11 protein-coding genes are annotated in these 23,988 nt (G+C 38.5%); all 11 read right to left on the bottom strand.

The genetic code is table 11. The features are described 5' to 3' along the window. Positions 1 to 2 precede the first annotated feature (2 nt). Positions 3 to 788: a LytR/AlgR family response regulator transcription factor gene (locus AC0L6O_RS16795; RefSeq protein WP_473303980.1), complete on the bottom strand. Its 786-nt coding sequence runs from the start codon at positions 786 to 788 to the stop codon at positions 3 to 5. Beyond that, positions 785 to 2,776, bottom strand: coding sequence for a tetratricopeptide repeat-containing sensor histidine kinase (locus AC0L6O_RS16790; protein WP_473303979.1), 1,992 nt, complete (start codon positions 2,774 to 2,776; stop codon positions 785 to 787). The genes AC0L6O_RS16795 and AC0L6O_RS16790 overlap by 4 nt, the downstream gene beginning before the upstream one ends. Positions 2,777 to 3,004: 228 nt before the next feature. Continuing rightward, entirely contained in the window at positions 3,005 to 4,591 is a 1,587-nt protein-coding gene (locus AC0L6O_RS16785) for a SusD/RagB family nutrient-binding outer membrane lipoprotein (RefSeq protein ID WP_473303978.1), read from the bottom strand. Between the two features lie 27 nt (positions 4,592 to 4,618). After that, positions 4,619 to 7,840, bottom strand: a complete 3,222-nt coding sequence (locus AC0L6O_RS16780) for a SusC/RagA family TonB-linked outer membrane protein (protein ID WP_473303977.1) — start codon at positions 7,838 to 7,840, stop codon at positions 4,619 to 4,621. A gap of 256 nt (positions 7,841 to 8,096) precedes the next feature. Beyond that, entirely contained in the window at positions 8,097 to 14,171 is a 6,075-nt protein-coding gene (locus tag AC0L6O_RS16775; protein ID WP_473303976.1) for a 3-coathanger stack domain-containing protein, read from the bottom strand. 2 nt (positions 14,172 to 14,173) lie between these two features. Continuing rightward, positions 14,174 to 14,473 (bottom strand): LytTR family transcriptional regulator DNA-binding domain-containing protein, encoded by a 300-nt coding sequence (locus tag AC0L6O_RS16770; protein WP_473303975.1) that lies wholly within the window; start codon positions 14,471 to 14,473, stop codon positions 14,174 to 14,176. A gap of 236 nt (positions 14,474 to 14,709) precedes the next feature. Next, positions 14,710 to 16,377 (bottom strand): tetratricopeptide repeat protein, encoded by a 1,668-nt coding sequence (locus AC0L6O_RS16765; protein ID WP_473303974.1) that lies wholly within the window; start codon positions 16,375 to 16,377, stop codon positions 14,710 to 14,712. 28 nt (positions 16,378 to 16,405) lie between these two features. Next, the gene (locus tag AC0L6O_RS16760) at positions 16,406 to 16,564 is read right to left on the bottom strand and encodes a hypothetical protein (RefSeq protein ID WP_473303973.1); all 159 of its coding nucleotides are present in this window, start codon (positions 16,562 to 16,564) and stop codon (positions 16,406 to 16,408) included. A 207-nt stretch (positions 16,565 to 16,771) separates the two neighbouring features. Beyond that, entirely contained in the window at positions 16,772 to 19,738 is a 2,967-nt protein-coding gene (locus AC0L6O_RS16755) for a choice-of-anchor Q domain-containing protein (RefSeq protein ID WP_473303972.1), read from the bottom strand. Positions 19,739 to 19,898: 160 nt separating this feature from the next. Then, positions 19,899 to 23,426, bottom strand: coding sequence for a choice-of-anchor Q domain-containing protein (locus tag AC0L6O_RS16750; RefSeq protein ID WP_473303971.1), 3,528 nt, complete (start codon positions 23,424 to 23,426; stop codon positions 19,899 to 19,901). A gap of 34 nt (positions 23,427 to 23,460) precedes the next feature. Then, on the bottom strand, positions 23,461 to 23,781 hold the full coding sequence (locus tag AC0L6O_RS16745) for a LytTR family transcriptional regulator DNA-binding domain-containing protein (RefSeq protein WP_473303970.1): 321 nt from the start codon (positions 23,779 to 23,781) through the stop codon (positions 23,461 to 23,463). Positions 23,782 to 23,988: the final 207 nt, after the last annotated feature.

Below are 23,988 nucleotides of genomic sequence, written 5' to 3'. Positions count from 1 at the left end.
AACTACACCCGCTTTAAACGTTTAAATAGGTCTTCTTTGGCATTCGCATTTAGAGGTATTGCTTGTTTGCCTATAAAAACATGCGTGTCAGTTATTTCGTCTATTGCCTTAATATTCACTAGATAAGACCGATGTATTCTCATAAACTGAGATTTTGAAAGTTTATCTTCCACGTTTTTTAGCGGAACAGAAAGTAGGTGGGTTTCTTGTTTTGTGAAAATTTGACAATAACTACGGTCTGCGGAAATGTAAAGAATATCACTCACAAAAATTTTAACCATTTTCTGTTTGACTTTGACAAAAATCCTATCGGTCAAAAAGTTTCCATCATCTATATGCCCTTGCATGCCCTCACCAATCTTTGACTCTTGCTTTGGGTTCTCTTCTGCGTTTTCTATTTCTCTTTGTTTTAGAATTCGCTCCTCGGTTAGCTCTATAGTTCTTTGGAGGTCTATGGGTTTGATGGGTTTTGATAGAAAGGCAAAAGGGCGAGTGGCTTTGGCTCTGTTAAATGTAGCTTCATCATTATTGGCTGTCAAATATATAATAACACACTGCCATTTGTTTTCGATAATTTGTGTTGCAATATCAATTCCGTCTATGCTTCCCTTTAGGTTGATGTCTAATAGGACAATGTCTGGTGCATTTTGTTCTATGTGCAGCAGTGCTTCTTCGCCTCTCGGCACTATGCCAGTTACCTCATAACCAAGGTTGGTAAGTCTTAACGATATTTTGGCGGCAATAATCATTTCATCTTCTACCACCAGTACGGTTATTGGGTTTCTCATGCTAGGTTACTGCTTTTATTGAAAATCAGTGAAACCTTAGTGCCGTTTTCATTTTTATATGAAATGGTGCCATTCAATTGTTTGGTGAGTAGGTCTATCAGCATGGTGCCAAAGCCTGTTCCTTTTGCAGGGCCATCAGCAGATTTTCCAATGCCGTCGTCCGTAATGTTTAATTCTAGGTTGTCGTCGTCAGGTCCATTAGACTTCATGGTTATTTCAATTTTACCCTTGTCTTTCCCTTCAAAAGCATACTTAAAGGCATTGGTAAGGAGTTCATTGGCAATAAGGCCTACGGATATGGCTGTATCTACATCCAACACCAGTTCGGGCATGTCACATTCTATTTTTACTTTACCATCCGTGCTAAAAGAATTCATGATGTTTTCACCCAAATTCACGAAGTAATCACGCATTTCTATGGATGTGAGATGTTCGCTTTGATATAGTTTTTGGTGGATGATTCCCATAGAATGCACTCTGTTTTGACTAGAAAGCATGGCTGCTTGCACAGAAGGGTCGTCTATTTGAGACGACTGCAGTTCTAAAAGTCCTGATACTATTTCAAGGTTGTTTTTAACGCGATGGTGTATTTCTTTTAATAGCAATTCGTTTTCAGCGTTTCGTTTGTCAAGTTGTGCGTTGGTGATTTCTAGATTATTATTGAGTTCTTCTAGCTGAATATTCTTTTTCTTGTTTTTACGGTAGGTATAAAAAAGGCCACTTAAAAATAAAACCAAAAGGGCACCGATAATGTAGCTTAAAAGTTGATTTTTTTGCTGCTGCTCTATCAAATCAGACTGAGAAGAGATGGTCTCATCTTTTTGCTCGGTTTCATATTTAACTCTTAATTCGGTTTTTAAAGCCTCGGTTTCTTGCTGTAAAGAATTAATTGTAATGTCTTTGCCCTCGGATAAATATTTGAATGCCAAATCAGGCTTATTGATGGCTCTATAAGATTCTGCTAACCAGATGTAGTGGTCTTTTAATTCTTCAGAGTTATAAACTTTCTTATCCTTAAGGTGGTCTATATAATCTTTTAAATAGGGGATAGCCTCCGCATATTTTCCTTGCAAATAATAGACGCTGCCTATGCCGCCTTTCCAGCCGTTTGCCATATCTTCACCATAGATGTCTTGCATGCCTTTCCAAGAGAATTTGAAATCTATCAATGCTTCATCATACTGTTTTAACGCACGGTGAGCTTGAGCACGCCATGCCCGTACATTAAAAGTTTCGGTGTTTTGATATTCTTCTGGTAATTTAGGTACTAATGCTAGAGCTTCATTGACCACTTCTAGTGCTTTTTCTGGCCGCCCTGTTTTAACATAAATATTACTTGAGCCTAATAATGCTCTAATTAATGGATGCGAGTTTTCCTCTTTTTTATAGGCTGCCACCACCATATCACTATACTTTAGTGCAGATTCGTAATCTTTGGTATTGGTATATAACCTGCTTAAAGATGCGTGGATAGCATTTATGCCTTTTTGGTAATCAATAGACTTGGCAACTTCCAAACCTTTGAAAAATTGGACCTCAGCTGCAGCGTATTTCTGCATTAAATCTAAATCAACGGCTACTGTTTTATAAGCATTGCTAATGAGTTCTTTTTCGTCTGTTTGTAAAAAGAACTGTAGTGCCTGATTGTCGTAATAATAGATAGAGTCGTTATTCTCAGAAGTAATGCTCAGGAAATGCCAGTTTGCGAGTTCTTTGTAGGTTTTAGCTATTAATAGTGAGTTTTTAGTTGCTTTTGCACGTTTTAAAGTGAGCCATAGGTCTTCTTTTATTTTGGCATCAGTTTTCCCTTTCATCTGATTAATGGCATCGCCTATTTTTACTATGGCAGTATCTAAGGGAATAGAATCAATGTTGGGTATTTGATACGCCTCTTCCTTTTTTTGTTGGGCGTTTAAGCTGAAAGAAAAGAGGTTAAATAAGAGAAAAAGTATAGACACTTTTATCACCGCTTTACATTGATTCTTCATTGAAATATGGCTGGTTTCGAGGTATTTAAAACAAGGTACGTCATTTTATTGAAGTCAAAAAAAAGTATTTACTGTTAATTCTATGGTTTTATTGTGTTGATATAAACACCACAATAGATTTAAGCAAATTGGTGTCAGAGATATCATAGAAAATTGACAACTTAGAACAAAAAAAAGTCCCGTTTTGGATGGCAAAACGGGACTTGAATTATAAAAGAAGAATAGAGCTTATTTCATCAACCAAAGTTCTTCATTGATATCGTCTTTGCCATTAAATTGGCTATCAATAGCAATTTTATAGTTAGACGTGTTTGTAGTTCTTTCAGAATAAGGATACTGCCATCTTACGGCTATTCTCCCAGAGTTTCCTGTTCCTACTCCTGTGTAAAATTCAGGGAAACCTGTTCTACGCCAGTTGAAATAGCCTTCCATGCCAGAGTTCATGAAAAACGCCAAGTATTTCTGTGTAATAATTTGCTCCAAACCATTGGCGTCGGCTGTGTATTTTACGTTTGGCTGAGCTAAATAATCTTGAAGTTCAAAATCGTATTCGTAATTGGCTAGGTCAGATGAGTTTCTTCCCCCTGTTAGTGAGTAAGTGAAAGTATTGGTACCAGAACTGATGCCATAAAACTGGAAAGAGGCTTCTACACCTTTTTTATACCAAGCATCTGCGGAGCCAGTATTTCCCCAGCCTCTGTGAATACCTTCAGCTATGTTAAAGCACATTTCAGGGTAGCCCACTATAAAAGTAGGTTCGCCTTCATAGTCGGCATAGTATCTGTTTCGGTTTTGAAAAGAATAAGAACCCGGAGCAAAACCCTCATTACTAATTCCTGCCTTAAAAGACATATCTGCTAGGTCTTCACCAGAGCTTGCCCCTAAGTATGCTGAGAAATCGTTTGGCTGTTTTCCAGAAGCAATTTCAGAACCTGCTGGTTCGGTAGTGACAAAAAGGCGAGGGTCATTTCTCTCTTTTAGTCTTTCTACATATGCAGCAGACATGTTTTGACGCGTAGCGTCAAAACCAAAGTTGTCAGGATTTGATGGATATTTATTAAACTGATTGCTGATAAACTGAAGGTTATCATCCATGCCATTTAATAAGGGGTATTTGGTCGGATTAGAAATGATTTCGGCAAATCTCGCTTTGATATTTAAATCTGTATCGGCTTCCTTTTTGCTTAAGGTAGTTAAAACTCTCAATTGAAAAGCATTCACTACTTTTTGCCATTGTCTTAAATCTCCATCAAAATAGATATCGCCTGTTAGTTCGCTCTCACCTTGGGCTATAAGTGTAGCCATTTCGGAGTTAGCTTCGTCTAACCATGTTAATATTTGCATATAAATATCCTTTTGAGAATCGTATACAGGCTCAAAGTTTTCTCCGCCTTGAAGTGCACCAGTAAGCGGTAAGTCTCCCACACGTTTAGTCATTTGGTCATAGAAAAAAGCCTTTGAAAATTTGGCTATGGCCGAGTAAGGATTGACGGCAGCAGCTCCTGCATTGAGGGCTTCTTCTTCCATTTTAGTTACATTTTTAAGCGTATAAAAATGGTTTGGCATTTCGGTCCAAGTGTACTCATTGGTAGCGTAATAGTTATAGTTAGAGCAGTAAAACTGGTTCCAACGCATTTCTGCACTAAAAGGACGGCCAGTGCCATTGTACATTTGATACTGCACTTCTTTAAGAACAAGTGCCGCAGGTACATTTAAGGGACGGTTCGGGTCTTTTTCTAGCTCTGAAAAATCTTTTTCGCAGCTAGTGAGCATGAAGAAGCTCAGAAATAGAATGCTTAATTGTATAAATTTCATTATTGTATATCTTTTAAAATCAATCAATTAGAAAGTGAAGTTTACATTTACACCGTATCTTCTAGTAGAAGGAGTTTGAACATCAGACGAACCACCACCTATGTACTGGTTTAGGTCAATGTCCTTCTTTTCGGCAAAGTAAAGTAGGTTTCTTCCTACCAATGAAACACTTACGTTTTGTATAGTTTTACCAAACCATTCTTGTGGCATCGTATAACCAATTACCGCCTCACGAAGCATTCCGAAAGAGCGACTCATAAGGTTTCCTTCGTCGGTGTTATAGTAGCGGCTTACCCAGTCTTGCAGGTACTGCTCAGTGGTGTTTGGCGTGTAGCTCAACTCATCATAGTTGGTTACTTTTCCGTCTGCATCAAAGTTTATTTCAGCACCGTTTGTCACTTGAACTCCAGGTCCTATATAAGACTTTACACCTAAGTAATCTTGGTAACGAGCTTCACCCATTTCACCCTGTACAGTAGCAAAATGACGCCCACCACGGAAAGTTTGTTTTTGAACGTAGTTTGTAATTACACCACCTATTCTACCATCAAACTGGAAGCTTAAGCTGACATTTTTGTAGTTGAATCTGTTATTGATACCAAAAACAAAATCAGGATTTGTGTTTCCTAAATATTGCGACACTGGAGCGTAAATCGGTCTTCCGCTGGCGTCATTAATGATTTCGCCTTCTGGCGTACGTACAAAAGCACGACCATAGAACTTATCCATTCTGTCGCCTACTTTTAAGAAGGTGTTTAAGCTTTCTACCTCTGGGTAAATTTCGGTCAAAGTCTCTTTGTAAGTAGACCAGTTTGCCAATATATTCCAAGTTAAGCCGTCTATGTTTTTGATAGGTGTACCTGTCAATGCTAGTTCTAAACCTTTTTTCTGCGTTTTGATACCGTTAACCAATGCCGTGGAGTAACCAGAAGTACTAGAAACTGGAAGGTTGAATATTTTTGGTCCTTCGTTAGATATATAGTAGGTGGCGTCAAAGCCTAATCTGTTGCCTAAAAACTTTAAGTCTAATCCTATTTCAGCTTGTGAAGTAGAGCTAGGCTGCAAATCTGGGTTATTTAAGGAGTTGGTAAATGCCGCCGATGGCTGATTATTATACGTAGTTAAAATAGAGTACACCGCTGAGTTTTGATACGTAGGCCCATCATAAGGCGAGTAATATTGGTCACCATAACCTAGTGGATTGTTATCGCCCACCGAAGGAATAGCTCCAATAGAAGATTTGGTCAAACCATCTTTCACATTCGCATAAGAACCTCTCAATTTTGCGTAGCTAATAAAACTAGGCAATGGCAGGTAATCTGTCAAAGAAGTAGCCAAAGCCACAGAAGGGTAGAAGAAGGTGTTGTTTCCTTCTGGAAGCGTAGAAAGCTGGTCTACACGGCCTGTGGTAGATAATGTCAAATAGTTTTTCAATGAAAAGTCAGCCGAGTAATATCCAGAATTGACACGCATGGCCGAGTTAAAGTTAAACGCTCTAACTGGGTTAAAAGAGTTGTTGAAATTATATAAACCCGGTACATTTAGGTAATCGGTAGAAGCATAATCAGAGCTATAAGAGAATGTTCTTACGTTTCCTCCCACCCAAATTTTAGCATTCAAATCATTAACAATGTCTTTGTCAAATCTGATAAGAAGGTCGGTGTTGTTCTCAAAAAGGTTTCTTCTGTCTTCTCTATAATCACCACGTCTTTCGTCACGACCATAAGCACCAGCCGAGTAAGGCATTTTTTCGGTACGTAATAAATCCCAAGTGGTAACTTGTGTACGTAACATCACATCTAAATTAGGTGTGATATCATAGGTCATAGAAGCTTGGCCCATGATGTCTGTTTTATGATGACTTCTTAGCCACTCATAACTCATGAAGTAAGGGTTGTTATAACGCGTGTATTCTGCATAAATCTGCTGAATTCCCTCTTTCCCTTCTTGCCAGTAGTCTCTCATGTCGTCAACATCCCAGTCTGCAGCACCCCAAAAAATCATGTTATAAATGATAGAGTTTGGGCCATAATTAATGTCTGGGAAGTTTGGACTGTTTTGACGGTTAAACTGTATGCCAGAAGAAAATTTCAATTTGTCTGAAAACTTGTAATCGGTAGTCATGTTGAAATTGACAATGTCCAATTTTGTGTTTGGCACCAATCCTTTTTGATAAGTATTAGAACCTGACAAACGAATGTTATGCTTTTCGCCACTTGAAGAAACAGAAAGGTTATTAGTACTTAAAACTCCTGCTTCTAAGAATCGAGTCAAATTGTCTTTTCCGCGAGCGATGTACGGTGTTGGAATTCTGTCGCCCGTAACGGGGTCAATAGGGGAGTCGTACTGTGAAATAGGCTGACCGTCAAATTTTGGTCCCCATCCACCATCATAATCGGCATCGTTAAGTCCGCCACCTTTACCATCTACAAACGAGTAATTTCCGTGGTCTCCAGGTCCATATTCGTCTTGAACTTTAGGAATGGCTATAAAGCCTTTGTCTATCATGGTAGAGCTGTTGAAGTCTACTTGGAAACCTCTTTTGTCTGACGAACCACGTTTTGTAGTTATTAAAATGGCTCCGTTTTTACCTCTAAAACCATAAAGTGCAGCGGCAGAAGCACCTTTTAAGACAGAGTAAGTATCTATATCGTCTGGGTTTACATTCCATGTATCAGAGTTTACGGGTACACCATCTACCACAAAAAGTACATCTGAGTTTCCTCTTAAGGAGATGTTTGGTTTTCTAAGAAGTTCTGGCTGAGCACCAATGGTCAAACCAGCTACTTTACCTACCAATGCATTTATGGCGTTTGGTTCACGAGCTTTAACGGTAGATGCTCCGTCAACCGTTTGAATAGCCACACCAATTCTCCTTGCGTCTTTTTTTATACCCAAAGCAGTAACCACCACCTCATTTAGGGTTTTGTTATCGGCGGCCAGATTTACATTAATAATAGATTGGTTCCCAACCACAACTTCAGAAGGTGTAAAGCCAATGGATGAAAATACCAAGATAGATTTAGAAGAAGGAACATTGATTTTGTAATTTCCTTCTATGTCTGTAGTGGTTCCGCTAAGCGAACCTTTGATAATGACACTAACGCCGGGTAAGGTTTCGCCGCTTGGGTCTTTTATTACCCCGCTTACGTTTAACTGTGCCGATGCCGCAAAGCAGACACAGAATAAACCGATGATTGGCATCAAAGCTTTGCCAAATAAAGTTTTAAGTAGAGATTTTCTTCTCATAGTGAAAACATTAAGGTGTTAAGAATGATTTTGAAATTCTCCGCAAAGGTGATTTTCTAGTTTAACCTTGATGTTAATTCAGTACCTGAGAAATATTAAGTTTTAATGATTTTTTGGCGGGAGCTAATTAAATATGTTTGAGATTAATTAATGATTTTTTAACCTAACCGCATCCCCAAATCATGAATGTCATGACTGGGGATAGCGGTAAATTTATATTTTTCTAAACAGCTTATTTAAGTCTTTGGAGCTTAAATTATTCCATTCTTTTAGCATTGTCCACTATGACTATTTTGTGGGTATAGCTTAGTAATTCCCCTTCTACTCTTAAGTAATAAGTGCCTGGAGCTAAGTTTCCTGTAGGGATAATGGTGGAGTTTTCTCCTATTCCAAATAGCTCTTCTCTGCTGTTGTCTTGAATCAAATTGGCATAGCCGTCTATTAATTTGATATCGAGTTTTTGTTCTAAAGGATTTTGGAATTTGATACTTACCAGTCCGTTCTCCTCTATTAACTCACTTTGGATATGATTCTCAAATACTTCGTTTGGCGTAGCTCCTTTAAAATTATCTACTGATGCTGCCATGCTGGTTTGTTGAAAAATAGCGGGTGTTTCAGACGGACAATCTTCTAAAATAGCCAAGAAAACCGCTCCATTTTCTACACTAAAGCCTGGTTTAAGTAATACGGAGCGTTCCCCTTTGAAAACCACGGTAGTGGGAGAGTCCACATCTCCGTCAGATTCTAAAAGTAATTTGTGGTAAGTATTCGCCGAAATAGCACCACTGCCATTATTGGCTAGGTTAAAGGCATTTCCATTATTCTCACAATCATTAAATGCGGCATCATCATTCAAGATAATCAGCTCTATTTGGTTGTTTCCACCAATATTATAGTCGCCACCGTTAACTATGCTCAGCAGTATATTTTCATCTAACTCGGGCTCTGTGTCGCTCATTGGGTCAAAAAACAGTTTCTTAGAAGTGCTGCCCGTTAAAATTTTAACCACACCAGCGTTTCCGTCAAATGTATGGTAACCCGATACCGTATAGTCTTCTCCAGAAATAGCTTTTCCGGCTAATAAGAAATTGATAGTTACGTCATTGGTGTCAGCTTGTGAGAGTGTAAAGTTTATACTCAGTTTACCATTGGCGTCTTCATTTATTTCTGTATTTACACTGCTAGTGGTATTACCACCTTTCTCTTCTGACTTTTCCTCTTCTGCTCCCGAAATACTAATTGGGCTAGAGGCTACATTGGCCAAAAAGGCACCCGTGTTTAAAACAGGAGTGCCAATTCTAAAATCCCAATCAAAACTTTGGCTCGCGGCGTTGCCAGCTGCATCTTTTATGTTTATCAAAGAAACGGCCACGCTATCACCTATCCAGCCACTTAGGTCTACGGTAGGTGTTAGTATGATTTTGTTTTGGTAACAGCCTAAAATCGCAGGAATAGCTGAGTTATTGGAAAGTCTGGTTAAAGTGAAATTTGAATTATTGAGAGCAGTACAAGCCAAGTTCTCATTGAAAGTTTGAGATATTTCATCACCTAAGGCATAGTTAAAGTCATTTGGAAGTGGAGCTCCAAAAGCGATAGGGCCCTTACGGTCAACAGTTCCTCTAATAATATCGGAGTATCTTATTTTAGAACCTTTTTTTAGTTTCAGTCTAAATTTATATGAACCATCTGCCAGTGAATTTGGCCAAAAAGAATCCATACTATTCGCTGCCAAATTTACTTTTTGAATGGTTTTAGCAGTCACCCAGCTATTGCCCGAGGCTGCGGCATATTCAAAAGAGATATCAGATAAATTAGCCAAGTCATAGCTACTCATGGAGTAATTAATATTTGGGCCATCGGTAGCGTTTACCGCAAAGTTGTTTTCAGGAGCAGAAAGAATAATAGGGCTTATGCCATCTTCAAACTGAGCTTTAACTATGATGTTGTCTTTGAAATTAGCACCAGATGGGTTTCCTGCATTACATTCATCAAAAACTTCAAAAAACATTTCAAAATTGGTGATGTTAGGGTCAAACTGGCCTACACTGGCGGTGAAATCATGTGTTGCGTTATTTGCCAATTGCGTGTCAAAAGGACCTGCTCCTAAACCTTCTATTGAAACCTGAGCTCCAGAAGTACTTTGACCGGGGACATACCTTAAGTAATAGGTTCGCTCTTCAGAGCTTTCACTTTCATTGGCAAGGTTTAATTGAAACAACTGCGACGAGCCTGCCATAATGCCAGTCATATTATAGTTACTGGTAGATAAAACCACCTTATCTCTTTTTTGTGTGTTAACCTCATTTGGGCAGCTACTGGCACCCGCTATCAAATCAAAAACGGGTGTATTATAAACAGGGTCTGTTTTTACATCCACAGTGAAATAGTCGCCATCGTTTCCATCATCTATGGTAAATCCGGTGGTAGTTTCTTGTGTATTTGTTACCACTTTAGAGTTTCCTGTTTGCATTCTTAAAGAAATGGTACCACCTTCTGAAAGGCCGCTTCCGCCTAATTCCATGCCTATTTCCGCAGCAAGTGTACTGTCGGTTTCCATTTGAAATTCTATGGTAGACACCTTTGTAGCACTAGAAGTTACGCTCGACGTTCTAGGGCCATTTATGCCGTCAAAAGAAATATTATGATGATGCTTAGCTTCTCTTTTTAGCCTTTTGTTTTCAGATAAAATCTGTTGCCAAACACTAATCTGATTTTCCTTTTTTCGTTTTTCGTTTGCCGTGGTGGCTGGGGCATCTCTTATGGCTATTAAATTAGGGATGACCACTTTTTTGATATGATATTCAGAGTAGGCATAGTCGGTAGCGAAACCGTCTGGTGCCAATATAAAATCACGGGTACTATTAAACGAACAAGTGGATGCATCAAAACTAACTTCATCTACAGGTGCATAAAGGAAATTGACAGCACCTCCAAAATATATATCTCCCTCCTCGCCAGGAACAGCATCATCCGCCGTAGAGTATTCTTCAGAATTAGTCATTGTGATAATTTGCTCTGTAGAAGAAGTGTTTTCTGAGTTCATGGCAAATGAGCCTTTAAGATTCGCCCAAAATTTTGATTCATAAGAAACTCCTAAACCGGCTTCAAACGCTACACCTAATTTGGCGTCTACCCAAACTTCTTTTGAATTGATACGTTTGGTAGAAAAACTAGTGGCTGTGCTGCTACTTGTTTCAGCAGACCTGAAACTGAAACTTTTATCGCCCGGAGGGTCACGAAGTATCAAGAAAGGTATTTCTGGTGAAACCGTGGTAAAGGTACCTACACCTGCTTTTATTCCGGTTACTATAGGCTTGATGTCGTTTTTACTGGCATCGCCACCTTGTCTATCATATTTATCAGTAAAACCTAACTGCAATGTTTTCTCAAAATTTCCACTGATGGTAGGTTCGCCAGGAGTTACGGTTAAGGTATCTATTCCGTTTACGGTAACATGAATTAGCTCTACGGCCGCAGTTCCAGATTCTATGTTTGTAAAAATGGTAAGCGTATCGTCTTCTATAGGGCAACCCAAAACGGTCTGACTATTATACGTGACGTACTTATTAGGGTCTCCTTGGAATACGCCAATAGCTACTTTTTTGGTTTTGCCCTGTTCAAAAATAGGATTAAGTGGTTTGGTACAAGGACCTGCCAAATCAAACACCTTTATTTGCGGCTTTTCATGAAAAACTAGATTGAACAGCGTGTCTTTGGTGGTGACATCCATTCGCATGGCAGACGAAGGAAAGAAGTCAGTGTTTTCAAAGAAAGCTACCATTTCAGCTTTATTGTATTTGGGAACGCTGTTTCCATCTACTGGAATGTCTATGAAATCTGTTACGCTGACTAAATAATGGCCTGCTGGTACTCGCTTTGAATATATTCCAGAAACATTAGCGGTATCTTTTAAAATAAACTCTGCGGTGTTAAAAACGGCGGTGTTACCCACTTGCTTCATTTGAGTAAATTGTACTACAGCTTTTCCAATAAATTGGTCGCAATCCGCCTTAATCGTACCCGAAATAACATTGGTACTGGTATCTGTAAAGTTGACATTCGCCACTTCTATGGCTGTTCCAAAAGTAATTACAGAGTCCGCCTTGACAAAAACGTGGTTTTTGAAACGAGGAGAAACTTTATAGTCATTATCTTCTTCAAAAGTGATGGCATAAGAGCCATCTACGTCCGTTTTAAAGGCGGCACTAGGGATAGTGTCGTTTGGGTCTACAGGTACAGGGAAATCTGTCAACCTAAAAGTTACATCCTTGATAGGAGAGTATACTGGCAAACTTTGTCCATTCGAAACCACACAATCGTAACATATTTGTTTAATATTACCAGTTACACTAAAAACAGTTTCATCTATAAAATCAATGTTGTTTTGGGTAGGAGAAACTTGAGTAAGCGTCGCATCATAAAATGATTCGCTCGGATTACTTCCTTCCAATGTGTAAACATGGTCTTGTTTTGAAGGCGATATTTTAAAAACAGCCGAAGCTCCTGAGCCTCCAGTTTGGAGTCCGTAGTAAAGACCTTGCAAAGAAAATGAGCCGTTAGAGGTGGTAATGGCAGTATATGTTTTATTAGCTAAGCCGTTTGGTGGTGAACCCGATATACGCTGAGCTGTCACGGTAATGCCAGCTACTCCAGCACCAGATGGGCTTTTCACTTTTCCGTTAATTACACCATTAGGGTCAATCACGGTAATGGTTATAGGAGCTGTATATAGCGAAGCTTGTTCAGATGGTCCACAGTTGTGCGAAACCTTTCTTCTAAATTGTGTGGTTTCGGTTAAGTTGCTAGGTGTATAGGTAAGGTCTGATGCATAAGCGATTTCTTCCCAATTTCCTGTTGTTTTTTGCTCCCAAACTAAACCAAAATAGGATTTTTCATTTATGGTGGGACTGCTTAAGTCTCCTATTTCTGAAAGTGGAATTTCTTGAGGACTTGGTACTGCCGTGGTTCCAGATATACTACCTGGAGTTAGCGATAATGTTAATGGAGTTACGGTAACAATATTGCTATATGCTGTATTTCCGCATGCGGTTACCGCTCGTCTGAATCGAACCGTGGAGTAAGCCTCCATTCGCCCGTTATAAGATTGGCTACCAGCTTCATTATCATCTCCAGTGTCAAACCATGCACCTCCGTCATTGCTTCTTTGCCAAGCATACGTTAAAGAGCAGCCCAATGATGAAGAGGCATCTGTCAATGAAGGAATATATTGGATATCATATGCATAAGGGTCGCTTCCCGGGCATTCTTCTCTGGTAGTTTGTAACTGGTCATAGGGTGATGTATCATCTAATGTAATTTGACCAGGGTTCGGAAGTAAGGTGGTTGAATAAATATAAAGATCAAAGTCACCCATGTCACTTGCTGTTTTTCCCTCTACAATTACTAAGTAGGTTCCGGGTAACAACTGTTTTTGAACTCCTGCATAAATACCTCCTCCGCCGTTATCATCACTTGCAACCGTAGCATAGCCATTCGCGTTAATGATATTCAAATATGTGTCGAAATTTGTCCCATATTGTGTAGTAACGGTTACTGTCATAGTATGAGGTACTGTAAATTTATAAGTCACTTTGTTCCCTCCTTTAAAAATACCTCCTGTCCAATCATTTTTGTAACCTAAATTAGAGTTAGCCCCTGATGGAACTCCCCTATTAGAATTAGCATGACTTATTCCACTTGCATGGGCTAGTGTTCCAAAGTCTAAAGGTGAGGAAGATACACCATTAGTGTATCTCCAGGCATACTTCATCCTAAATTTGGAGTTATTACCGGAAATATCAATTTCTTCTTGTCGCCACTCCGATGAGGGGTAGTTTTTAGGATTTCTATATGAATAAGCCGTCGAAGCATTATCATCTGTACAATAATCTGCTCCGCAATTAATCAGTTGATACCTTGCTTGCCCATCTTCACGATAAAAATCTGTTTCCCAACTCATTACAGACCAGTCAAACCGTCCGGTAGTACTTCCCGTTATGACGCCCATGCTTGAATTATAGATAGGGCCCCACTCATTTGTGGTAGTTGGGGGATTTGCAATTTTCCCTACATTAGAATTCAAAATCACAGTATGACTGGTACTATATGCTGTATTCAATAATAAGGTATTTGATTCATCTGTATCATTAGCTATTTTTCCAATGAAAGTAGGATTAGCCCCACCTCCAGCAGACTCTGAACTTATTTGTCCCCAGCCCTGCACCAGTAAAGCCTGCATGTTATATGTATTGCCGTTGTTCACTTGAGAGATGGCTTTTTGACTCCCGAAAATCAAAGTCAAATAAGAACAAATTAGTAGTATTTTTTTCATGGCTATAAAGTGGTTTGACTGGTAATAAAAAGGTTAGGGTATTTTTCTTGAAGCATGGCTTTTCGTCTTCGCGGAACCAGAATTTCTTCTTTGTTTTTAAGCTGTATATAAATACCATGGTCGCTTAAAAAAGTCCGTTTTATGAAAGAGCTATTAACAAGGTTGGCTCTGTCTATTCTTATGAAATCTTCATCAGAAAATAGATTTTCAAAAGTCTTTAGGTGATAAGCAGATATGAGCTTCTTTCCGTTTTTCAGGGTTAAGACGGTATAATTAGAGCTAGCCTGCAGATGCGATATCATGCTTGGCTCTGTTTGGTTTAGGAACTTAGGTTGGTTTAAAGGAGTCATATTTGGAATGGGTCGGTTGACATTCCGAATGTAGTTCTACATCCAAACCTTTTCCTAAATGGCAGGGTGGACAAAAAGTAGACAGACTCTAGAAACGGGCTTATAAGCTATTAGAGCTTTGTTTCTTTTATATAAGGCAAGTGGTTAATACCTGTTTCGGGTATTTTAAAGGGAGAGATTTGTAGGTCTTAAGATTTGTAGGAAAGTAAAAAACCTTGGATATCTTCATCAGAATTTATCTTAAGTTTTTTTCGAAGGCGGTACCTGGCTTTCTTGATGCCGTCTGGCGAAATATTGAGGATGTCAGCTATGTCTTTTGAAGCTAAGTTCATTTTCATGAGCGAAATGAGCCTTATCTCACTTTTAGTAAAGGAGCCGTATTTAGTGATTAAGCTATCTAAAAAACCTTGGTGTAAGCTACCGAATTCGGAGGCAAACTGTTCCCACTGTACATCATCGGCTGCATCACGTTTTAATAGCTTTGATATTTTAGCAGATGCCTTATTTACCGTGCCATCCACATTAGTTTTGAGTGTTTCTACTTCGTGTTCTAATTTATTCAGAAACTCGTTCTTTCTGGCTAGTTGAAGCACTTTTGAGGTAAGCTCCTTTTGCTTAAACTCTAGTTCTATTTCTTTGTTTTTTAGCTTTTCTTTTTGAATGGCAGCATCTTGTTCTGCAATTAGTTTTTCCTTGTTTCTTTTTTGAACAAAAGACCAAAATATAAAAGTACCTATGCTGAGAAGTAGTAGGAGCGAGGCAGTTAAAGCCCATTTCTGAATTTTGTTTAGCTCTGCTTCTTTGTTTAATACTTTTATTTCAGCATCCTTTTTTACCGTTTCAAATTTAGCGTTCATTTCCGCAATAATTCCGGTTTTTTCTACAGAGAGTAGGCTGTCTTTTACAAAAACAGCTCTTTCCAACGTTTCTACAGACTCTTTATACAGTCCTGCACCTTTTTGTGCTAAGCACAGAGAAGATAAGGCATCTTTTAAACGGTGTGGGTCTTTTACCTCTAAAGCTATTTCTACGGCCTTGTTTGCATATTTTATAGCTGTTTGGTATTCCTTTTTTGCCGAATAATTATAAGACAAATTCCTGTAAGCATGTTCTTGGCTGGTTCTGATACCATTTTTCTCATAAATGACCAAAGCTTTTTGGAGGAGGTCAATGGCTTTATCGTACTCTTTATAGTAATCTAAGTATATCTGAGATAGGTTGGCATGTAAGATACCTACACTGTAGCTTTCTATGCCTTGTTCTTTCGCTATTCTTAATCCTGTCAAAAAAGCTTCTTCGGCTAATTTATACTCTTCTAGGTCTCTGTGAATAATTCCAATGTTGGAGTAAACTCTCAAAAAGCCTTCTTTATCGTCGGCCAATTTATAATACTCCAGTGCTTTATTTTCGTAAGCCAAGGCTTTTCTAGAGAAAGGAACCACATGTTTATTATCGCCACTGTTTTTTTTATACGTTACACCTAAAGTATTATACGCACTGGCTAATCCTTGATTATCATTTAGTTCTTCATAGATTTTTATGGCTTCTTGATTGACTTTAATGCTTTTTTCGAAAAGTGTGAGGTTTTGAAGATGGTTTGCGGTTGATAAAAGAGCTCTGGCTTGTAGCTTTTTGTATTTTGACTGCTCTGCATAGGTTGTGGCCAATGTTAAATAGACTGCTGTGGAGTCAGGGTTAATTCTATTATAAAACCTGACTAGCTCTAAAGCAGTGGTGGCTTTTACTTTTATTTCAGAAGTTTTGTTTAATACTAGTTTTAAAGAGTCGCTATTTGTGATCTTTTGGGCAAAGCCTAAAGAGGAGAACAGCAGCAAAACAAATGTTATTTGCTTCATGAGGAATAGTGGTTTTCTAAAACTAGACTTAATTTTTTGAATCTTTTGACTTAACTAGGTCTAATGTCTTTTTAAAAAGAAAATCAATATCTTTTTTAAGTGAGTTTAACTCACCCTCTACTTCCAGAATCTGCTGACGATTGCGTTTAATTTGCTCCACTCTTTCTTTCAATGCTCTTTCACCCATCACGTAGAGGTTTTTGATTTTACCTATTAACCAAAAGTAATACCCTAAAAACCAAGTGTAAGGTTTTTAAGGTAGACAAAAAGTGGACATTGGGTGTTTTCCTTTTCGGAGGGATTAATTAACTCAATTTGAAGGACGGAGCATTAAGAATTATCAAAGATTTAAAAAGGGGTATTTATTTGTTACACAACCACCGTCTAGATTTGTTTAAGGACAGCCGCTCGCTTCAATTTTTGCTTCAAAAACCACGCTATTTTCTGTTTTGAACCCCGGGTTTAGTTCTACAGCTTCCGCTGCTATGTATGAGGCTTTGAAAGGGTTTGAAACAGTATTAGTAGCAATAATCTTTTCATTGCCTATATAATCTGCGTTTTGAGAAACTGCAGTGGTCAAAGTAAGATTGCCCGTAGGGCTATAGAAACCATTAAATTCATAGGCTCCCATGTCTACCGTAGTTCCATTAAAAATTCTATCCGCCCCAGTGACATCTTTAGCAGTTACTCCAGAATTATCACCTTGGTCTATGAGGGGTGAGCATGGTTTTAGACTCAGGTCATAATTGGTAGGGTCTTTAAAAAGGGGGGCTGTGCTTAGGTTATTGTTTGCTGGTGCAAAAGCCGCCTCTTCCACATCAGAAAAACTTATAGAAACTCTAGCATTGTCTGTTCCCTCATATCCACTCAGTATATCACCGTTATTATTCCAAAATATAGAGTTTTTGAATTCAGGTGGCGTCATGCCGCTATTCCAGGTTTCTAGGTCTATTACATGAGATGTAGCTCCAGAAAAAGTACAATTTATAAATGACGGCTCTTCACCAGCTAATGGGTCATAATATTTGATGTGGCTATTTCCATTGTTTTGAAAAATACAATTAGTAAATATGGATTTCATAATACCATCGGTGCCTTGAAGAGATAATGCTCCACCTTGGAGAGCAATATTATCTTCAAATTTACAAGAATTGAAAACTGGACTGGCTTGTCCATCTTGAGCTAGGTTATAAAAAGCACCAGCTCGGTCGTCCCCGTCATTGGCAACAAAAGAGCAATTATTAAAAATAGGATTTGTTTCTGAAGTAGGTCCACCACTTGCATTTAAGAAAGCCCCTCCTGACCCTCTTCCCACATTTTCTTCAAAAAGGCAGTTTTCAAAGAGTGGGTTAAATTTAAAATTAGAACCAGAAAAACTACCATTATAAAATGCCCCACCTATACTGGCCGAGTTTTGATAAAATATGCAGTTCCTAATCACAGGATTAGAAGTTTTGCTTATTTCGCTAATCGCCGTATTTATCCATCCTCCTCCATAAGAGCCATAGCCGAATCTTCTGGCATTACCATAGGCTATGGTAAATCCATCTACCAGAGTGGTGTCACTTACGCTTTGGGTACTTACCACATGAATGGAGTTATCTGTACTATCATTAAGTATTCCAATATCTCCACTCAAGAGTGATTCATTTAAAGAAAAATTACGGAGGCTTTTATCATAGCCAAAAGGTTCATTTCCTTCAAACCCTCCATATAACTGGATTGAGTCTGGAATAGCGAAGCTAATGGTAGAATCACCATCTTGTGTTGGGAAATAGGTGCCTTTGGCTACCCAAACCTGCTGACTGGTGTCGCAGGGAGAAACTAGTGCATCTTGTAGGTTTGTGAGTGCATTTTCCCAACTACTTCCGTCATTGGCTCCTTTGGCATCTGCTTTTACAAAAATCAGTTCATTTTGATATTCATAAGCACCCATGTCTATGGCAGCTCCTACTACTCTGGGATTTCCAGAGAGATCGGTTGATAGAATTACCGATGGGTCACCCGCATCAATAACTTCGGAACATTTGCTAGGAATTAAGACACCTTTGTCTTGATTGTATAGCTTAGGGATGCCTAAAATGTTATTATTGATGGAGCCGAAAAAGTTTTCTCTCACCATGCTGTAGCTTACCGTTATTCTGGAGTTGTCAAAACCGGCTGAACCACCTACAACGTCATATGAAATATCATTAAAGATACAATTGACAAAGCCTAAAGGGGAGGCTCCTGTTTCGTAAGTAACTAAGTTTATTGCTCCATATGCGGCATTGGCAAAGGTACAGTTAGTAAAAGATGGTGATGCGTTAGGCAATGCTCCTCTAAAGGTGATATGATAACTTTCAGAATCATAAAAGGCACAGTTTGTTATAGTAGCCTTTCCCGAACCGTTCGAGGCATCAATCTCAATGTTGGCACTGTTCTCTCTAAATTTAGACTGTGAAATAATAGGTTCGGCTAGCCCTTCATATGCATCAAAGTAAAGTGCATATGCTGAAATATTGGTTGATTTATTATTAATGAACTCACAGTTATTAATAGTGGGAGAGGCTGAACCTGAACTTCTACCTTCAAAATAGATGGCTCCTGCAAATGATGTGGCAACGTTCTCACGGAAAACACAATGTTGCAGATTAGGATTAGCCTCTCCATTTGTACCATAGAAATAGGCGGCTCCTCCCTTATTATTAGCTCTATTTTTATAAAAGGTACAGTTTTCAATCAACGGGTTCCCTTTTCCACTAAACGAGCCAAAAGAGGCGAGAGCCCCACCTGAGTTTGCTGCATTATTGGTAAATAAACAATTTTTGATAGTCGGGTTAGAATAAGAGCTTTCTCCTTGGTTTATCCAGCCACCACCCTGCGAATCAAAACCACCAGAGGGGCCACTACCATCCCTAATTGTAAAGCCGTCTACAGTAGTAAAAGCTGTAACATAAGCCGTGGTTATGACATGATAACAGTTGTCTGTACTGTCAGAAGGGCTACCAATATTGCCACTTAAAATGGTTTCATTGACTTTAAAGTCTCGTGTATTTAAATCAAAAGTTAAGGGGTTCTCGTTTCCTACAAAACCTCCAAAAACCTGAAGGCTATCGGTAATATTAAATGTTTGTGCTCTACTTCCCGTTGTTCCTGCTAGGCTATATTCTGCAGTAGGTAAATAGGTGCCTTTTGCCACCCAAATATTATCACCTTTAGCTGCTATGTCTAAAGCATCTTGAAGATCAGTAAAAGCATTAGTCCAAGAGGTTCCATTGGCAGTGCCACCTACCACATTTTGGTTTACAAAGTGGATTTGCCCGAAGGAACTGGAAGTAAATAATAGGAGGGTAAGGAAGGTATAAATTGATTTTTTCATAGGCTAGTATTGATACTGTAAAGTTCTTCAATAATCAGGTACATGTCAATCACCCTAAAGGGTGCACTTTAAGATAAAAGGGGGTGTTTTTTGTCACCCTTAGGGTGACAAAAAAGCTTGATTAGGACTATTTGTGTTAATCGATGCTATTCATGTGAAGTTAAGGGCAGGTAAGTGTTTCTATTTTGGCTTGGAAAACGGCTCCTCCAGCTACTTTAAAACCTGGGTTTAATTCTATACTGTGACCAGCTTGATATAATGTGTTTTGGGTGGAAGAAATGTCTTTATTGGCAGCCAATAGTTGATTGGAATAAAATAATGCAGGATTCCCTACACCCGAACTCAGGTTTATTCCGTTAAGATCTAGTGTTGAATTGGAGTAAATACCTTGGAATTCATATGCACCCATATCAACAGTCTGATTTACAAATCTTCTTGAATTGTTCGCTAAATCAAAACTGGTAATTCCAGTATTATTCCCAGCATTAAGTACTGGGGAACAGATGGTAACATGGAAGTTACCATCGATTGTAGGAGCGGAGTTAAAAGATGGCATTGAAACAAAATTAGGATTTATGGTATTACCATTAAGGTTTCCCGTACCTGTAGTGAGCCCTTGAACTAAACTATAGCTTATATTTTGTGTAACGTTTCCTTGACTTGAATTATCCTCCACTATCCCCTGAGAGTTTCCATAAACTATGGTGTTTTTTAGGGTAAGATTAGTATTTGCATTTGCCTGTCTCGCGTAAAGGGATATTGCATCTCCTTTGTTACTAGCAATGGTACAATTTTCAAGTGTTAAACTTACAGTATTGTCAGCGTAGGTACCCAAGAAAATAGCATTTTGGTCGGAAGAACCAGAGTGCTCATTACCATATATAAGGCAGTTGGTGAATTTTGCAAAAATAGGATTGTTGCTATATATTCGAATAGCTCCAGCATCTGAGGAACTTTGATTTCCACGGAAAATGCATCTATCAATTACAGGGTTGCTATTACTTCCTATTGTTAAGCCACCTCCTTGATACGCATAATTATTTTGAAAAATACAATTGGTAATAAGTGGACTAGAATTATGAATTTCAACAGGACTACCTGCATCGTTGTCGTAGACATTGGTAAATACAAAGCCATCGATTATCGTTTGATTGTTACAATCCTCCATATCAAAAATATCTTGACTATTTGTGCCTTGAAAGTTAAGGCCTGGTAAATCGTCATGGCCTATATCACCCGTCAATGTAGTGGCGTTCTCTGTAAGAATAAGTTTTGTATTTCTTTCAGCGAGTGAACTTTCTGTACCTGCAAATCCTCCATAGATCTTACTACCTGATTTAATAGCATATTTAGGGTAACGGCTTATCTCGCCTGGGGTATATTCTCCTTTTGCTACCCATGTTTCGTTGAAATTAGGGCATTGAAAAACGGTAGATTGTACCCAATAAAGGTCTTCAGCTGCATTAGCCCATGATAAGCCACTCTTGTTTCCAGAACCGCCTTCCTTAACATAGAGTCGCGTAGCACTTCCGGGGTTTCCTTGATATTCAAAATGGCCAATGTCTGTAGAGCTGCCAGAGGTGCGTGACTGTCCAGCGAAATCTGTGGCATAAACACCCACACTGGTCCCGGCATCAATCAGTGGCGAGCAGGCTATTGCTTGGTAGCCCTCTCCAAAATTATGACTGTTACTATCAAAGTCCTGTGCAAATTTTGGTTCCGTGTCTCCATCGAGATTGTTATTTACTCCAGCACTGGTTATATACTCTACGAGGCTATAAGAGATACTAGCAGGTGTAGTATTTCCGTACTGATAAATGCTACTCAAAGCTGTACCACTTACGTCTATAGAGTTATCCGCAATAACGGTATTCTTTATTAAAAGGTTTACGTTTCCATTTGTCTTAATTCCTGCACCCTTTGAGTCATAGCCAAAACATTCATTGTCGGCGATTGTGCAATTGATGAATTCTAATTGTAGACTTTCATTAACGCATTCTATCAGAATGGCACCACCGTCATAATTACTTCGATTATGAGAAAACAAACAGTTGTAAAATTTAGAAGAACCAGTGGTGTTCTCAAAGCGTTGGAATACTGCACCGCCAGTCCCACTTTGGTTGTCAATAAACCTACAGTTTACTATGATTGGGTTTTCATTGGTGGTGTTGTCTATATTTAAATTAGCAAATGCTGCACCAGCAACATCTGATTTATTGTCATAAAAAAAGCAGTTTATAATAGTAGGATTACCATTTTTATTGAGCCATCCGCCTCCAAAATCTACTAGTCCGTTTATTTCGACGCAATTAGCATCTTGAATTCTAAAGCCATCTACTCTTGTAGAAGCGGTTACAGATTCAGTTTTAATTATATGCCTTGAGTTACCATTGAAACTGTCGTCTTTATCAATGTCTCCACTGAGGATTGTGGTATTTTTCTTGAAATCTCTAAGGTTTAAGTCAAAGTTGCTTGGCTCATTTCCAGCAAAACCACCGTACAATTTAAGGTTGTCAGGAATTTCAAAAGAGATGTTAGTGTCGCTACCAGAAGTGGGGTAGTAGGTGCCTTTTGCTACCCATATTTCAGTACTACAATCGTTCGCTTCGGCTATTGCATCTTGTAGGTCGGTATAAGCATTTGGCCATGATGTACCATCATTATTTCCAGTAGATGCTTGATTCACATAAATCCTAGGGATTTCTGAAGTGACTACCGATAGTTCAAAGTCACCAGAATTAGTCCCATAACCTTCTACAACAATCCCATATTTACCAGTACAAAGTACTTCTGAAAGTTGCGATTTTAAGCCGGAAAAGTCATCATTACCCGTGACATAAGAAACAAAATTACCGTTGGAGTTTAATTTTACTAAATGAATATAGGTGTCAAAATTAGTATTATCGCTCACGGTACTGATTGTAATATTTTTAGGAGTGGTTATATCGAAGGTATAAGTAACATCTGTGGCGTTTTCAAAGTCGTTATGATCTGAGCTATTCCAGTCGTTATGATAGCCTAATAAAGTAGTATTAGAAACCCCTGATGGTGCAGACCTATTTGAGTTAATATGAGTTTTAGTGCCATTAGCTGTGATATCTCCAAAGTTTAGTGGGAAGTTAGACCTACCATTGTCATATCGCCAAGTATATTTTATTCTAGCCTTTGAAGGGTTAGGGCTATTTGGAATATCTAGCGTATCTGTTCGCCATTCACAAGCGGCTACACTGTCACTTGTACTAATTAATTTTACCGTATAGCCTGGGCTCTGATCTACGGTGGTGTATTGACATTGGCCAACAGCTACATCTTCTTCCCAACTAAAAATATCAAAATCAAATTTACCAGCAGAGTTTCCTCCTATCAAGGCAAGGTTAACATCAACTTCCGGTCCCCAAATGTTTGTGCTTACCGCCATATTATAACAGTAACTGCCAGAATTACTTGCTCCTGAGTTATGATTTAGTAGTTCGGTGGGTTGATTGTTATAGTCATTGGCAACATACATTTGAAAGGTTTGTTCAGGCTCGTTAGAGCCCGGAACATCTACATTAATAAAACCATAACCTTGAAGAAAATGTACTTCATAAGTTATCCCTGAATTTTGTACCTGAGCAGATATAGAATTGGAAATTCCTACTATTAAAAGGGTTAAAGTTATTTTTAGAAAATGTAGTTTTTTTTTCATTGCGAGTAGTTTTAAGATGCTAGTAGAGCTTATTTCAGTTTTTATATAGCAAGGTTTTTAGTCTTTCTCTTTTTCTTCGAGGTACTTTAATATTAGTGTTGTCTTTTAAAGTAATGCTGTCTCCATGGTTTATAGATTTGATAAAAGTTCTTTTAACTAGGTTAGATCTATCTATTCTTATAAAACCTTCGTTTTTAAATAGGTCTTGAAAAACCTTTAAGCTGTATGCCGATAAAATAATAGTACCATCTTTTTTTATGAGATAAGTATAGTTAGCACTTGCTTTTAGACGGGAGATTTCTTGATTATTAAATCGGGATAAAATTTTGGGTTGATTCTTTTCTGAAGTTTTCATGGCTTTGGGATTTGTTTTGATAGTGTAAAATTCGCTAGTAATCAGAAACATGTCAATCACCCTAAAGGGTGAAATACGTTAAAATGTGTCACCCTTTAGGGTGACATGAAGGCTTGATTGGAGCTTTTTGTGTTAATCGGTGCTATTCTTGTAAAGTAAAGGGCAGGGAAGTGCTTCTATTTTAGCTGGGTAAATGGGCACGCTAAC

It is taken from the genome of Arcticibacterium sp. GJ41-1 (assembly GCF_055808875.1).
Note: the sequence above shows the minus strand (reverse complement) of the source record. Positions and strands in the feature narration are given on the sequence as shown.

Bases quoted from the DNA above. Each gene is read 5' to 3' on its own strand.
- AC0L6O_RS16795 (WP_473303980.1), bottom strand. From the start codon at position 788: ATGAGAAACCCAATAACCGTACTGGTGGTAGAAGATGAAATGATTATT.
- AC0L6O_RS16790 (WP_473303979.1), bottom strand. From the start codon at position 2,776: ATGAAGAATCAATGTAAAGCGGTGATAAAAGTGTCTATACTTTTTCTC.
- AC0L6O_RS16785 (WP_473303978.1), bottom strand. From the start codon at position 4,591: ATGAAATTTATACAATTAAGCATTCTATTTCTGAGCTTCTTCATGCTC.
- AC0L6O_RS16780 (WP_473303977.1), bottom strand. From the start codon at position 7,840: ATGAGAAGAAAATCTCTACTTAAAACTTTATTTGGCAAAGCTTTGATG.
- AC0L6O_RS16775 (WP_473303976.1), bottom strand. From the start codon at position 14,171: ATGAAAAAAATACTACTAATTTGTTCTTATTTGACTTTGATTTTCGGG.
- AC0L6O_RS16770 (WP_473303975.1), bottom strand. From the start codon at position 14,473: ATGATATCGCATCTGCAGGCTAGCTCTAATTATACCGTCTTAACCCTG.
- AC0L6O_RS16765 (WP_473303974.1), bottom strand. From the start codon at position 16,377: ATGAAGCAAATAACATTTGTTTTGCTGCTGTTCTCCTCTTTAGGCTTT.
- AC0L6O_RS16760 (WP_473303973.1), bottom strand. From the start codon at position 16,564: ATGGGTGAAAGAGCATTGAAAGAAAGAGTGGAGCAAATTAAACGCAAT.
- AC0L6O_RS16755 (WP_473303972.1), bottom strand. From the start codon at position 19,738: ATGAAAAAATCAATTTATACCTTCCTTACCCTCCTATTATTTACTTCC.
- AC0L6O_RS16750 (WP_473303971.1), bottom strand. From the start codon at position 23,426: ATGAAAAAAAAACTACATTTTCTAAAAATAACTTTAACCCTTTTAATA.
- AC0L6O_RS16745 (WP_473303970.1), bottom strand. From the start codon at position 23,781: ATGAAAACTTCAGAAAAGAATCAACCCAAAATTTTATCCCGATTTAAT.